Source organism: Nonomuraea bangladeshensis, assembly GCF_039529455.1.
Taxonomy (GTDB): domain Bacteria; phylum Actinomycetota; class Actinomycetes; order Streptosporangiales; family Streptosporangiaceae; genus Nonomuraea; species Nonomuraea bangladeshensis.
Window position 1 is genome coordinate 499,044 of sequence record NZ_BAAAMV010000004.1, and the last position, 13,406, is coordinate 512,449.

The following is a 13,406-nucleotide window of genomic DNA, read 5'->3' on the forward strand; positions in this document are numbered from 1 at the left end:
CCCAGAGTGCGACCTGACTTTCGACGGGGACGACGGTTGACGATCGGCAGATGATCTCCCAGCTCGCTCTCGGCAGGCTCGCCCCCATGAACACGCTCTTCCCCGGACGGTGGATCAGCGGTGCGACGCTCGTGCTGGGGCCGTTGATCATGTGCGCCGGATACCTGCTGCGCTACCTGGGAACAGCCACCGCCCTCACCCCTCAGCAGCACGCGTGGGCGGAGGCACAGCCCTTCGCCGCCTACGGCCAACTCCTCGCGTACACCTCGGCGCCCGCCCTGCTCACCCTCGCCTATGCGGTCTTCGCGCTGGGGGCGGTGCTGCTCTTCCCCGCCTTCGTCGCCCTGGCTCAGCGGATCGGCGGCGGCCTCGCCTGGTGGGGCGCCACGCTGCTGGCCGCCGGGCTCTTCTCCCGCCTGTACTTCGCCGGCGCCGACCAGACCGCCTTCCAGCTCACCGAGGTGATCGGGCTGGACCAGGCGACGAACGCGATCATGAAGGAGTACGTCGACATCTCCTACGGGCCGTGGCGGGTGCCGGTCTGGGCCTCGGTCGGCCAGTACGCGGGCTCGCTCCTCCTGGCCGTCGCCGCCTGGCGATCGGGCGTCTTCGGCACCGCCCGCGCCGCGATGCTGCTGCTGGCCGGGGGCACCTGGGTGGGCGTGCTGAAGGGCGCCTCCATCCCTGACGTGCTGGTCACCGGCCTGCTCTGCGTGGCCCTGGTCCCGCTGGGCGCGCAGGTGCTGCGCGACCGGCTGCCTGCCCCAGCCGGCCGTCCGAAGATGCTCAGCTGGTAACCGCTGCGCTGATCGTGATGGCTTCAGGATGCGCAGGCCGGCGCTACGCGCAGGTCTTCTTCTCCGGGGCGCAGAACTTGACCTCCGGGTAGCTCGCCGACGGCTGGTCGAGCAAGGGCTGCGGCTTCTTGCGCAGGTGCTGGTCGAAGAAGGCCGCGACGTACCTGCGGGTGATGGCCATGGCGCGGACGCCGGGGATGTCGGCGCCGTCCTCGATGCCGAACTGGTCGACCAGCACACCGAGGTCGGTGAAGGACGTGTGCGCGGCCCCGTCCACCAGCAACCAGCGCTTCCAGCCGTGCAGCCCCGCCCAGACGCTCTCCCAGTTGGCGGCGGTCCCGGGCTTCCCAGGCGTGTACGTGGCGGGCTTGCCCAGCAGAAGGAACGGCCGCGACAGCCCGCCCTCGGGAAGCGCGGCCTCGACCGTGCCGTCCACGTCGATGCCGGCACGCAGCCGGCGGTCGGCGGCCATGGCCGACAGCGTGCTCGCGCCGCCGGCGGACTGACCGGACATGCCGATCCTGGAGGTGTCGATCAGCCGCGCGTACTTCCACTTGGGGCGCGCGCCGGTCAGCTCGTCCAGCACGAAGGAGACGTCAGCGGCCCGGCCCTTCTCCAGCTTCACCCATTCGGCCGGGCCCTTCTTCATCTCGCACGTGACGCAGGTCGTGACCCGCCCGTCGGGGAAGGTCTGGGCGACGTTCTCGTAGGTGTGGTCGATGGCGGCCACCACGTATCCCCGGCTTGCCAGGTCCTCGGCCAGGGCCGTGAGCTCGGACCTGGGCTTGCTGTGCCCGGGAGAGAGCACGACGAGGGGCAGGCTGTGCGGGCGTCCCGCGGGGCGGGCGTCGGTGAAGGCGTGGGTGCGCACCTTGCTCAGGGTGCCGGCCGGGACGCTGGTGATGTCCCCGTCCTTGAGCAGCAGCTCGGACTCCTTGGGCGTCATGTACCGGGCGCGGTGGCGGCCCGGCGCCTCGGCCGGATACCACAGCGAGACCATGAGCTCGCGAGCCTTCACGCTGGGGACCCAGGGGTCGGGGCGCGAGGCGTCCTTGAGGTGCAGGGAGGTGGTGCCGACCGGCCGCGAGCCGGTGGGCGCGGGCAGATACGGCTCAGCGGACGCGGAGGCGGAGGCGGAGGCGACGGGCGCGAGGCCGGACACGGCCATCACGGCGACGAGCCCGGCGACGGCGGCCCGCCGGCCTCGCCGCCATGTTGGACGCGGCGCAAAGGGATTGGTGGACGTTCGGTCGTCGATCATCTGACTCATGCCGAGCGACTATACCTTGAGAGTATACGCCCGGTGTATAAAGTCATGAGAGGGACCCGCGACAGGCCGCACGACGCGGCCGGCGCGTCGTCCGGTCCGCCGACGTCGTTCGCCGCTCATCAGGGCAGGCGGGCGTGTTCGGCCCGGGTGGCGGCGATCCGCTCACGCGCGAGCGTACGGGCCCGCTCGGCGTCGTCGCCGGTGAGCCGGGCGAGGATCGTCGCGAGCGGCCTGATCTGGCCCCAGCCGCCCCAGTGACCCTCGGGGATCTCGGTGGGGAACACCCAGATCCGGCTGGCGTCACGCGGCCAGGCGCCGTTCTCCGCGTCGAGGATCGCCTCGGTGACCTCGGCGATGACGCTCGCACGCTTCTGCTCGTCGAGCTGACCCTCGGGGACGGACGGGACGACCTTGTAGCGAGGTGCGTCCGCGGGTTCGCCGCCGACGTAGACGCCGGCCGGTCGGTGCAGCCAGAGCCAGGAGACGGAACGGCTCACCGGGTCGTCAGGGTCGAATCCCTCGTTGCGGACGAGGATCTCGGTGATGCGCTTCAGCAGGGCCGCCTCGGCGTCGGGCTGGAGCGCGCCGTCGGGAATGTACACGTCGAGCATGGGCATGGTCGATCTCCTCCATGAGTTTAATTCTTCAACTCAGGCCCCGGAGTCTAGGGTGGCTAAGTACAACTTGTAAACCCAGATGGGTACACTCGTCCCATGGAGACGCGGCGAATCGACCCGGTGAACTGCTCGGTGGCGCGCGCCCTCTCGGTGGTGGGGGAGCGCTGGTCGCTGCTGATCGTCCGTGAAGCGCTGGACGGCGCGCGCCGGTTCGGCGAGTTCCACTCCCGCCTCGGGATCGCCAGAAATCTCCTGGCGACTCGGCTCGAGACCTTGGTGACCGCGGGAGTGATGCGCCGCGTGCCCTATCAGGAGCCCGGGGATCGGCAGCGCTTCGCCTACGAGCTCACCGAGCAGGGCCGGGCGTTGCGGCCCACGCTCGTGGCGCTCCTGGAATGGGGCGACACGTATCTCGCCGACCCGCAGGGCCCCTCGGTCATCGTCCGGCACCGGCCCGTCGGCGATGCGAGCTCCTGCGACGAGCCGGTCAAGGTCGTCCTGGAGTGCGCTGCGGGGCACAGCCACCTCGCCCCGGACGACATCTGCCGCACACCCGGGCCGGGCGCGCGCTTCGTGGAAAGCTCCTGAGAAGCAGTGGGACCAGGTGGCCGGAGTCGCTTCCGGGCCGTACACACCTGCACAAACGTCCGACGGACGGTTCGGCCGGCCCGGCGGCGGTGGTCAGACCGGCGTCTCGCGGAAGCGGAAACGCACGATGCGGGTGGAGCGCTTCATGCCCGGCAGCAGGTTCATGACCCGGTACAAGCGGCGGACGCCCGCCGGGGCCTTGGCCATCAGGAGCGGCGCGTCGTTCATCGGCGCCTCGTCGACGTACTCCAGCCGCGGATGCCACGCGGCCAACGCCGCCGGTACGTCGAAGCCGCAGTGGAACCGGGCGTCGTACATGCGCAGCGTGGGATTCCACCTCGAGGTGCGCCACGCCCAGACCGCCACCGTGTCGAACTGGATCTGGCCCGAGGGAAAGGCATCGACGACGCTCGTCAGCAGCCGCCGGACGTCCTCCTCGGTCAGGTACGGCACCAGCCCCTCGGCGATCATCAGCGCCGGTCGGCCGCGAGGGACGCGCTCCAGCCAGGTCAGGTCGGTGACATCGGCCCCGATCAGCGCGTGGTGGTGCTCGCGCGGCGGAAGGAGCCGCCGGCGCAGGTCGATGACGGTGGGGTAGTCCAGGTCGTACCAGTCGACGGTGGGGGGCGGGTCGATGCGGTAGGGGCGGGCGTCAAGGCCGCAGCCCAGGTGCAGGACCACCGCGTCGGGGTGCTCGGCGAGGAAATCGCGGGCCCAGTCGTCATGGGCCCGGGCGCGGACCACGGCGACCAGGCCCAGCTGGCTGGTGCCGAATCTGCGCTGGTCGTAGGCGGGGTCGAGGAGGCGCATCACCCGCTCGGCGTAGGTGTCGCCGAGAATCGGGTCCGGGAGCCGGTTGTCCAGCGCTTTGGCCTTGAGGACGGGAGTGAGGGTTTTCTGCACTCCGAGGAGTCCGGTGTCCATCACGACAACGACGCTACTCCTATTTCACGAAATTCGTGAAATTTCCGAAATGCTCTAGACTCTGGCGTCATGACGGCGGAGGACGGAGCGGTGGTGACGCGAGCCGGCGAGGACGCCATCGCGGACTTCCGGGAACGGTTCGCGCAGATCCTGGTCGAGTCCGGCATGCCGCGGATGGCGGCACGCGTGTACGCCGCGCTGCTGGTCACCGACTCCGGCAAGCTGACGGCCGCCGAGCTGGCCGAGCGGCTGGGCGTCGGCGCGCCGGCCATCTCGGGGGCGGTCAAGTACCTGGTGCAGGTACGGCTGGTCGAACGCGGCCGCGCACCCGGCAGCAGGCACGACTTCTGCCGCATCCACGAGCACACCTGGAGCCACTACATCAGCCGGTCCGTGCCGGTGCTGGTCCACGTACAGACCGGCGCGGAGGAAGGCGTCACGCTCCTGGGCCACGACTCCCCCGCCGGGCGGCGGCTTGAGGAGACTGGGCGGTTCTTCGCGTTCATGCGCGAGGAGATCGAGCGATCGATGGCCAAGTGGCGTCGCCTCCAGGCGGCCGACCCTGAGGACGACTGAACCGCCGCAGTAGCTCAGCGCGATCGAGCCTCGATCAGGTCGTGGATCTGCCGGGTCACGGGATCGTGCGGGTGAGCCGCGTGGGACATGTGCAGCCAGCCGTCGGCGTCGATCCGGAAGACGTCGTCGCGGATGGACGGATCGGCACCGCGCTCCAGAAGCAGGCGGATCACCTCGACGTTCCCGGGCGGGATCGCCCAGTGCAGGCCGGTCCGCCCGAGGTAGGGCGCGACGTCGGGATCGACGCCGCGATCGAGGAACCAGCGCACGACCTCGATCCGGCCGTGCTGGCAGGCGTGCACGAACGCCTCCCCCACGATCTCCTCCGGATCGTCAGTAGGCGGCAACCGGGCGAGGAAACCGCCGCCGGCGGCGTCAGCGAGATCGGGGCGCGCCGATGCCGCGTCCGGCCGGAGCCCGCCGTCCGCGTCGAAACAGGACTGCACGAGATCCAGCCGCCCGCAGGCGGCGTACGTCCACAGCGCCCGCGGGACGATCCCGTGCCCGGCGAGCAAGTCGACGAGCTCCGTGCCGCCAGAGAGAACGGCGTTCTCCAGCGGGGTGCTGCCCCAGATGCGGGCGCCGGGATCGGCTCCGGCTGCAAGCAGCAGGCGTACGTACTCGACCCGACCGCAGCGGACAGCCTGGATGAGCGGGGCGTCCAGGCCGGTGGCCCTGCCGATCAGAACCTCCACGGCGGCACGCGGCACGCCGAGCTCCTTCTCGAGCCGGACACCGGGGATCGTCTCGGGACCCGCCAGCATCTCCAGCAGGGTGTCGGCCTGCTCGGCGGTCAGACCGGCCAGCCGATCGGTGTCGCCGGCCAGCAGGGCTTCGGCCTCGCGGTGCAGCCGCCGCCGCTCCTCCTGGCGTTCGTCGAGGTCACGCCGGGATTTCTCGGTGAACGCCACAAGTTCCCGCCACGTCGGGAAGCCGGACTCCCGCGCGATGATCAGCCGCGCGTCCCGGAGCTCGACGGTGGCGGCGGAGGTCGCGATGGCATGCCGGGGCACGTAGGCCCGCAACCGTCGCAGTGCGCCGGGATCGCTGCGGCGCAGCTCGGCGAGGAGACGGTCGGCCATCGAGACGTAGGCGCCCGGCCTGATCCCCATGAGGCGGGAGACCGGCCGCTCCTCGGTCGTGCTGCGTCCTTCGATGTGAGCGCGGAACTCGGCCCAGGTCCGGAATCCGTGTTCCTGGGCGAGCACGAACTGGGCGTCGCTGAGCAGGAACCGCTCGCCGGCCCGGCCACCCAGCACCTCGGCGACCCGGGCTGCGGCTGCCGCGTCGCCCGCCGCGTATGCGCGATGCAGGTGCTTGGCCTGCTTGCGGTAGTACTCCAGGTTCGGATGAGCCGGCAGTTCGAAATGGCGGGCGGACATCGCAACCTCCTTCGTCGCCGAGGTCCGCTCGCCCGGCCGGAAAGAGGATGATCTTGTCCGGTGCGTCGATGTGCTGCTCGAGGTGGGAAAATCCCTGCCCGCGGACTGGCAGCGCCCTCGCACGCTCCCTCCAGCCTAATGATCGGCGCCTTTCCTGGTCCAGGGAGTCGAGGCGGGCTGTACGCCCGCAACCCGCGAACTTTCAGTCCGATGCGAGGGCGACGTCGAGAATGGACCGGCTGCAATTCGGGGTCGGTGCGTTGGAGCAGAAGGAGTTGACGGAGAAGTCGCTGAAGTTCGCGCTGGGCTCGATGGGAATGACGCGCCCCACCGGGTTGGGAGTCACACTGACCTTGAACTCCGCACCCAGACGTAGGCCGTTTGCGCTGCGGTGACGCCTACGCGGACCTCGAAATCGTCCCGGCCTCCGTTGAATGCGTCCGGCCGTGACCAGGATCCCAGATGGAAGTCCTGGATCTCGCCCGGCCGCAGCGAAGCCTGGACGGGAACCTCGGCGCATTGGCCCTGGACGGTCACCTGGGGCACTTCGTAGGCCAGGAACGGCGAAAGGGGGACGACGCCGCCAGGACGAACCGAGGTTATCCGATACTGGCCACGCCGACCGCCCGACTGGCGGGGTGATCAGGCCGGGGAATGCTCAGACGGCGGCAGCCCGCAGTTCGCGCATGCGTTGAACGCCGCTCCCCCGGCCAACTTCCCGTGAGCCAGTCGTGAACGGCGCGCTCGCGTCGGCAGCGAGAAGGGCGTCCGCCGGGCAGTGCGGCGAGGGCGCGAGGCGCCGGCCCTCAGTGATGTTCTGCCGTGAACAGGCGTGCGCGACATGGCTGCCACGATCGGACAGGTGCTGATTGCCCTGGCCGGGATCGTTCATACGGGGAGGGCGTCTCCGGGGAAGCCGTGGCACGGGTGAACCTCGCAGCGCATCATCCCCGCGCGCACGCAGGGGTCCTCGGCCATGATCTCCGCGGCTTCTTCGGCCGGCACGGTCATGATCGCGACGCCGGCCACGGTGTCGGAGGCGACCGGGCACAGGATCGCGATCACCCCCTCAGCACGCAGCGACACCATGCGCCGCTGGTGTTCGAGTTCGATGGCGTCCGCGCCGTCCATGGTCCGCTCCGGCCTCCAGTGGAGGAGCGCCAGGCTGTAGGGCTTCGCGGTCGCGGCCAGAGCCCGGATCTGTTCGTCGGTCACGGTCGTGCTCATGAGGTCTCCCTACTTCTCGATGCGCTCGGCCAGCGAGACGATGATTCCTTCGGGCCCGCGGACGTAGGCCATGCGCCACACGCCCTCGTACTCGCCGATGCCTCCCACGAGGCCGTAGCCGGCGGCTGCGGCGTGGTCCACCGCGGCTCGGAGGTCGTGCACCTCGAAGGCGACGTTGCGCAGGCCCAGCTCGTTGGCCGGCGCGGCAGGCGAACCCGGGAGGTGGTCCGGCCGCGTGAAGCTGGAGAGCTCCAGCGTCGTCCCTCCGCCGGGCGGTCGCAGCATGACGATCTCGGTGCGGGCATCGGTCATGCCGATGACCGTGTCCAGGAACTCGCCTTCTACGGCCATCTTCTGATCGGCCTCCAGGCCGAGGCTGACGAAGAACGCCGTCGCGGCGTCGAGGTCGGCGACGGTGATGCCGACGTGGTCGAAACGCCTGATGAATGCCATCGGATCCCCTTCAGAGTTTCCTTAAGAGACTCTGGGAAGGTAGCACCCAAGGTTTCGTAAGGGAACCCCAATTGCTAGATTGTCGCCATGCAGCGAACGCGGTTCGGGGAGATGGCGTGCTCCATCGCGCGTACGTTGGACGTGATCGGCGAGCCCTGGTCACCGCTGATCCTGCGCGACGTGTGGGCCGGGGTGCGCCGCTTCGACCACATCCAGGCGGACCTCGGGATCTCCCGCAAGGTGCTCACCGAGCGGCTCAACCACCTGGTCGAACAGGGCGTGCTCGAGCGGCTGCCCTACGACGCCCGCCCCCGCTACGAGTACCACCTCACCGCCAAGGGCACCGAGCTCGTCGAGATGCTCATGGTGATGGCGCGGTGGGGCGACCGCTGGCTCGCCGGCGAGGCCGGGCCTCCCGTGCTGTACCGCCACCATGCCTGCGGGCAGATCGGCCACGTCGACCCGCGCTGCAGTCACTGCGGAGAGCCGATGCACGCCGACGACGTCGACCTCCTCCCAGGACCGGGCTCGGCCTGACGACCACAGGACCTGCGCGGTGTTACCAGTAGTCCCAACCGTGCCAGCCGTACCAGGAGCCCGTGAGGTGCCGGTAGGTGTCGTCCCCCGTCTCCTCGGGCTCGCCCTTGGGAAGCAGGACGAAGTTCGTATTGCTGTAGACGGCCCATTCCTCGGCGATCAGGCAAGCGCTGCCGGGGACGTCCTCGGCGTCCTTCTCCAATCCCGAGTACGGAAATGCATCACATATCCGGTACAACCCCACCCATTGGCAGGAAAAATCGCGATCCGTCTGCCTGGTTACGGTCTGAGCGTAGGCTTCCATGCTCGGTTTCGAGATCGTGAATCGCAGCCAGAAGGGCGCGTCCACGACGAGTGCCCCCACCACGCCTCCGGCGATGATCCAAGGCAGGACCCAACGTACGATCCGTCCGTCGATCGCGCCTCGACCGACCGCCAAGCCGAAGCGGAACAACCAGATCACATACAGAGGAACCCCGAAGAAGAAGGCAACCAGCATCATCTCGATGACGTACCAATGGGGGACGCTGGCCCAGTACAGAATGACGCAGGCCGAGGCGGAGAGCACGGTGAGGTACAGCCATCCGGGAGGCTTGGTGATCACGCGCCACCTTAGCGCTCGTCATAACCATGCGACCAGGCCGCGTCAGGCCGACTTTCAAGGGCTGGAGTGACGCGAACCGGGCTTCGCGAGGCCGGCGTTCAAGGGACTCATCGCAGAAGAGGGTGCAGTCGGGGTCCGCCGGTTTTCGAGGTCGCCCGCACGGATTCTCACGCTCGGCTGCACTCCTGTCCGAGCGCGACGGGACGTGCGCCGGGGAACGAGCTATGCGTCGTCGTTGCCATCGCGCAGGGAATGGATCATGCTCCGCAGGATCCGGAACGCCTCTGACTGCTCGGTCTCGGACATGCCTGCCAGCATTCTGACCTCGACGGACCGGACCGCCACGGTCGCCTTCTCGAGGCTCCGCCGGCCGCGAGGCGTGAGCCGCGCGGGAAGAGCCTTCCCGACGGGCGCCTCCGCGGGCCTGGTCACGTAGCCGTCTCGTTCCAGGGCCTGGAGCAGCACGTTCATCGTCTGCCGGGTCACGAACGCGCCCCGCGCGAGCTCGGAGTTCGACAAGCCCGGCCGTTGAGCCAGCAGCTCGAGGCAGGAGTAGTGCGTCACGCTCATCCCGAGCGGCCGCAGCACCTCCTCCATGGCTGCACGGAGGGCGCTCGACGCCTCTTTCAGCAGGTAGCCCAGCGACGTCTCCAGATCGACGCCGACACCCTTTTGACTCATGTCAGTATTCTGACATAGATTCACCTGTGTCAGAAAACTGACACGAAGAGAAGGAGCATCATCATGCCCGTCACCGGCCCCGACTTCATCTCGCTCCAAGCGCGCGACCTCCACGCTTCGCAGGCGTTCTACGAGCAGTACCTCGGCCTCGTCCGCTCGCCGGCCGGACCTCCGCACGCCGTCGTCTTCGAGACGAAGCCGATCGCGTTCGCACTCCGCGACATCGTTCCCGGCACCGATCTCACATCCGCCGCTCAGCCCGGCATCGGTGCCGCGATCTGGCTCCACGCCACAGACGTCCAGGCCATCCACGATGCCCTGGTCGCCGACGGCCACACCATCGTCTCCGCACCGACCGACGGCCCCTTCGGCCGGACATTCACCTTCGCCGACCCCGACGGCTACCAGATCACTCTCCACGATCGCGCCTGACAGGCCGAACGCCACCGGACGATCACCGGCCCCCGAAGACCGAGCTTGTGCCCGGGGCTCGAGAACCGGGCGAGTTTGTTCACCCAGGGTGATCACTCGAAGAGCTCCCTGACGCGGTCGCGGTAATAGACCCCTTCCACGTCGTGCGGCTGGCCGGTGAGGCGCTCGACCAGTGCCGGCGCCGGCTGATCGTCCATGGCCACCGCGGCCGTAAGGACGACCCGCTCTACCGGGTACGGCGGACCCTGCAAACCGGCGCCGACCAGCAGAAGGACCGCCTCGCCGACCTGTTCGACGCGGAGAGCCACGGCGACACGCACGTCGAAGTCGAGGCGACCTGGGGGATCTACCAGCGGATGATCGCCGCCTACCGCGAACCTGACGCAAACTCGGCAAGGCGTCCCGGCTGCGCCGGCTTCAGGTCGTGACTGCGCCTTCGTCTGTGAAGAGCCCGTTCAGGCGGCTGAACCACGTTCTGGTACGGCGTAGCAGATCGATACGGTGGGCTCGCTCGACGATGTGGTGACCCTCGCGCGGGTAGACGACGAACTCGTGCTCGACGTCGAACCTGCGCAGGGCCCGGTGCAGGAACTCCGCCTGGCTGAGCGGGACGTTGGTGTCCTGCGCGCCATGAACGATCAGGACCGGGGTTCGGATCCTGGCGGCGTAGGAGATGGGGCTCCGCTCGTCATGTGGGTGCGGGCCGACTCCCTCCCAGCCGGTGCTGCCGCCACGCGCCGCCTCGAACGCGCCCAGTTCGCCGGCCGCGGCGAGCATGCCCCAGTCACTGATCCCCGCACCCACCAGCGCCGCCTTGAAGCGGTCGGTCTGACCGACTGCCCAGGCGGCCATGTATCCGCCGTGACTGTAGCCGCCGATGCCCAACCGGTCAGGGTCAGCCACCCCCTGCTCGATCAGCAGGTCGATGCCGGTGAGCAGGTCCTGCCACTCCTCCCTGCCAAGGGTGCCGTTCGTGGCGAAGGCGTGCCCGTGGCCCTGGCCGCCCCAGGGATCGGGCAGGAAGACGGCGTGACCGTCGGCGGCCAACCACTGCGCGGGCTCGTAGTGATGCAGGAGCAACTGGTCCGCCCAGCGTGCATAGGGCCCGCCGTGCACGATCGTGACCAAGGAGAACGGGCCGTCCTCCCGGGACTTGCCGGGTGGCAGGACGAGCAGGCCGTCCAGGTCCAACCCGTCTTTCGCCCGATAGGAAAGGCGTTCCTGGGCGCCCCACTCGATGGCGCGCAGTTCGGGTGCGGTGTCGCTGAGCCGTACCAACGGACCTTGGACAGGACCCGCGAAGACCGAGCGTGCCTCGTGCGCCTCGCTCCTGGCCAGCGCGATCGTCGCGCCGTCCGCGTCGGCCGTCAACCACCACGCCAGTCCCCGCAGAGGAAGGACCTCGACGAGCCTTCGCGTGGCCGGGTCAAGGCGATGGATCGCGGAGTCCAGCCCGTCCGCGACCAGAGCCAACCCGCCGGAGGTCAGGTTGAGCGGGCAGACCGGTAGACCTTCGGTGAGATTGCGGTGCTCTCCCTCCGCCAGCGTGACGTCCAGCACGGCGTTCCCGCCGACTATGCCGGGTGGTGTCGTCGCGATGTAGGCGACATGCCACCCGTCCGCTCCCTCCCACCAGGTGAGCGAGCCCGCCGACACGGCCGCCGCGCCCAGCTCTCGCACCTCGCCGGTGGCTGGGTCGAACAGGTGCAGGCGTGGCGTCAGCTCGCCGGGATCGGGGTCGGCCGACTCCTGCGTGAGCACGGCGAGCATCCCGCCCCCGGGCCGCTCTGCCACGTCGACCACATGCCGCCCCAGGAAGACCCCTGGGGTCGTGACCGCACCGCTCCGCAGATCGAGCAGCCGCAGCCGGTCATGGTTCGCGGTCTCGCTCCACACCCACGGATCGCTCTCGCCGGGGTCCGGCGAGAGCACGACCACCGTGCAGGAGTCGGCGAGCGGCAGGTAGGCGCCCACCTCGCCCTTCCACGACCTGCGGTCGCCCCCTTCAGCCCGCTCCCGGTGCAACTGCTCTTCCGTCCGGAAGTAGACATACCGCGAGTCGGCTGACCACTTGGGGTCGATCCCTTCACCCAGCTTCCTCGATGGCGCCTTCCCGTCCACCCCCGCCACCCAGACCGTCCTGCTCGGCATCACGCCATAGGTCACCCACCGCCCATCCGGCGAAATCACCGGACAAACGGGCACCTGCGCGTCAACCACCATCTCTTCGGTCAGCATCGCCCGATGTTCGCACACCAACCCGGCCGGGCGGGCTCCTCTCGGGCGCGGCCCGTCGGCTTCAGAGCACAGTCGATATGACGAAGCGGCAGTGTTCCGTCTCCAACCACCGGTCGGTCAGATAAGTGTTGCTCAGGCGGGCGGCGAGGGTGAAGGCGGAGGTTTTCCATTGGTCGTCGGGGGTGGTCGGGAATGACAGGCCAGGGACGTGCGGGGCGACGACTTCTTTCATGGCAGAGGGCCAGTCGGTGACAGGGGATTTGGGGATTGACGCGATCAGACGCCCTTGTGCGGCATAGTTGAACTCGACCTGCGCCGGGCCATTCCAATAGAGCGTGAACGCCTCCCCCGCGATGGAGAGAGCGGCCATGACCTCAGAGGAACGCGCTTCGCCGCCGTTCGGTTCGATCGCGAGGGTCCAGCCGTCCAGCGAGCCGACAAGGACGGTTTGCCAGGCTTCGTCGTAGTGCTCGAACTCGGCGTCCGTGACAGTCATCGGCGTCCCACTCTCCACGTCCGCGCCGAAACAACGCGCGGCCTGTTCGACGTCGAGACCCGAGCACCAGGTGACGCAGGCCGGATCAGACATCCATCGAGTGACGAGTTCGCCGTAGTGGGCGACGCCGGGGTCTGACATCCCGTCACCTTCACATGGGCGAAAAAGAACTGCAACGCCTCAGTGCCTGCCCGACGGCAAACGAGCCGATCCGAGCGAACCAGCCCGTACGGACCCTGCGATAGATACACCGTGAGACCGTTCCCCTTCCGGCGGCGCGCGGCCCCGGACGTCACCGCGGAAGGCGGCGACGCCGACCTCGTCACCGCCGTCGCCGCCCGCAGCACCGCCGCCCTGCGCATCCTCCACCAGCGCCATGCCCCCTGGTTGCGCGCCCGGCTGGCCCGCCGCTGCGCCGACGCGGACGTGGTGGACGACGCGCTGCAGGAGACGTTCCTGGCCGTGTGGCGTTCGGCGGGCGGCTTCCGGGGGCGACAACGTGGCCGGCTGGTTGTGGACGATCACCGTCCGCCGGCTGATCTCCGCCCTGCGGGGCCGCGGCGCGCGCCGGGTCGGCTCCGGCC

General features: G+C 69.2%; 15 protein-coding genes and 2 pseudogenes. 7 read left to right on the plus strand and 10 right to left on the minus strand.

The window, feature by feature from the left end; all coding sequences use genetic code 11:
- Positions 1 to 50: 50 nt before the first annotated feature.
- Positions 51 to 797 carry a hypothetical protein gene (locus tag ABD292_RS14150; RefSeq protein ID WP_344207634.1) on the plus strand — a complete coding sequence of 249 codons (747 nt, stop codon included), beginning with the start codon at positions 51 to 53 and terminating at the stop codon, positions 795 to 797.
- Between the two features lie 43 nt (positions 798 to 840).
- Here the strand turns inward: ABD292_RS14150 and ABD292_RS14155 are convergent, their stop codons facing one another.
- Entirely contained in the window at positions 841 to 2,067 is a 1,227-nt protein-coding gene (locus tag ABD292_RS14155; RefSeq protein WP_344207635.1) for an alpha/beta hydrolase family protein, read from the minus strand.
- A 119-nt stretch (positions 2,068 to 2,186) separates the two neighbouring features.
- Positions 2,187 to 2,684, minus strand: a complete 498-nt coding sequence (locus ABD292_RS14160) for a tautomerase family protein (protein WP_344207637.1) — start codon at positions 2,682 to 2,684, stop codon at positions 2,187 to 2,189.
- 96 nt (positions 2,685 to 2,780) lie between these two features.
- Here ABD292_RS14160 and ABD292_RS14165 point away from each other — a divergent pair, with 96 nt between their 5' ends.
- Positions 2,781 to 3,272: a winged helix-turn-helix transcriptional regulator gene (locus tag ABD292_RS14165; protein WP_344207638.1), complete on the plus strand. Its 492-nt coding sequence runs from the start codon at positions 2,781 to 2,783 to the stop codon at positions 3,270 to 3,272.
- Positions 3,273 to 3,365: 93 nt separating this feature from the next.
- Here ABD292_RS14165 and ABD292_RS14170 read toward each other — a convergent pair whose 3' ends face one another.
- Entirely contained in the window at positions 3,366 to 4,196 is an 831-nt protein-coding gene (locus tag ABD292_RS14170) for a class I SAM-dependent methyltransferase (RefSeq protein WP_344207951.1), read from the minus strand.
- 69 nt (positions 4,197 to 4,265) lie between these two features.
- Between ABD292_RS14170 and ABD292_RS14175 the strand changes: the two genes are divergently transcribed.
- Complete coding sequence (locus ABD292_RS14175) at positions 4,266 to 4,772, plus strand: GbsR/MarR family transcriptional regulator (protein ID WP_344207639.1); 507 nt, start codon at positions 4,266 to 4,268, stop codon at positions 4,770 to 4,772.
- Between the two features lie 14 nt (positions 4,773 to 4,786).
- On the opposite strand, the gene ABD292_RS14180 is transcribed toward ABD292_RS14175, so the two are convergent.
- From ABD292_RS14180 to ABD292_RS14190, 3 genes are all read right to left on the minus strand, one after another.
- The gene (locus ABD292_RS14180; RefSeq protein ID WP_344207640.1) at positions 4,787 to 6,154 is read right to left on the minus strand and encodes an ankyrin repeat domain-containing protein; all 1,368 of its coding nucleotides are present in this window, start codon (positions 6,152 to 6,154) and stop codon (positions 4,787 to 4,789) included.
- 888 nt (positions 6,155 to 7,042) lie between these two features.
- Positions 7,043 to 7,381 carry a hypothetical protein gene (locus ABD292_RS14185; RefSeq protein ID WP_344207641.1) on the minus strand — a complete coding sequence of 113 codons (339 nt, stop codon included), beginning with the start codon at positions 7,379 to 7,381 and terminating at the stop codon, positions 7,043 to 7,045.
- 9 nt (positions 7,382 to 7,390) lie between these two features.
- Complete coding sequence (locus ABD292_RS14190) at positions 7,391 to 7,834, minus strand: VOC family protein (RefSeq protein ID WP_344207642.1); 444 nt, start codon at positions 7,832 to 7,834, stop codon at positions 7,391 to 7,393.
- 87 nt (positions 7,835 to 7,921) lie between these two features.
- Here ABD292_RS14190 and ABD292_RS14195 point away from each other — a divergent pair, with 87 nt between their 5' ends.
- Positions 7,922 to 8,371: a winged helix-turn-helix transcriptional regulator gene (locus ABD292_RS14195; RefSeq protein WP_344207643.1), complete on the plus strand. Its 450-nt coding sequence runs from the start codon at positions 7,922 to 7,924 to the stop codon at positions 8,369 to 8,371.
- A gap of 22 nt (positions 8,372 to 8,393) precedes the next feature.
- On the opposite strand, the gene ABD292_RS14200 is transcribed toward ABD292_RS14195, so the two are convergent.
- A complete protein-coding gene (locus tag ABD292_RS14200) occupies positions 8,394 to 8,975 on the minus strand; it encodes a hypothetical protein (RefSeq protein ID WP_344207644.1) in 582 nt (193 codons plus the stop codon).
- A 222-nt stretch (positions 8,976 to 9,197) separates the two neighbouring features.
- On the minus strand, positions 9,198 to 9,656 hold the full coding sequence (locus tag ABD292_RS14205; RefSeq protein ID WP_344207645.1) for a MarR family winged helix-turn-helix transcriptional regulator: 459 nt from the start codon (positions 9,654 to 9,656) through the stop codon (positions 9,198 to 9,200).
- A gap of 63 nt (positions 9,657 to 9,719) precedes the next feature.
- Here ABD292_RS14205 and ABD292_RS14210 point away from each other — a divergent pair, with 63 nt between their 5' ends.
- Positions 9,720 to 10,088: a VOC family protein gene (locus ABD292_RS14210; RefSeq protein ID WP_344207646.1), complete on the plus strand. Its 369-nt coding sequence runs from the start codon at positions 9,720 to 9,722 to the stop codon at positions 10,086 to 10,088.
- 98 nt (positions 10,089 to 10,186) lie between these two features.
- Positions 10,187 to 10,486: pseudogene (locus ABD292_RS14215) on the plus strand (transposase); the annotation flags it as partial.
- A gap of 19 nt (positions 10,487 to 10,505) precedes the next feature.
- On the opposite strand, the gene ABD292_RS14220 reads toward ABD292_RS14215, so the two are convergent.
- Both ABD292_RS14220 and ABD292_RS14225 read right to left on the minus strand, forming a co-directional pair.
- On the minus strand, positions 10,506 to 12,326 hold the full coding sequence (locus tag ABD292_RS14220) for a S9 family peptidase (RefSeq protein ID WP_344207647.1): 1,821 nt from the start codon (positions 12,324 to 12,326) through the stop codon (positions 10,506 to 10,508).
- 61 nt (positions 12,327 to 12,387) lie between these two features.
- A complete protein-coding gene (locus ABD292_RS14225; protein WP_344207648.1) occupies positions 12,388 to 12,963 on the minus strand; it encodes a DUF6461 domain-containing protein in 576 nt (191 codons plus the stop codon).
- A 111-nt stretch (positions 12,964 to 13,074) separates the two neighbouring features.
- Between ABD292_RS14225 and ABD292_RS14230 the strand changes: the two are divergent.
- Positions 13,075 to 13,305 (plus strand): annotated as a pseudogene (locus ABD292_RS14230) (RNA polymerase sigma factor); the annotation flags it as partial.
- Positions 13,306 to 13,406 lie beyond the last annotated feature (101 nt).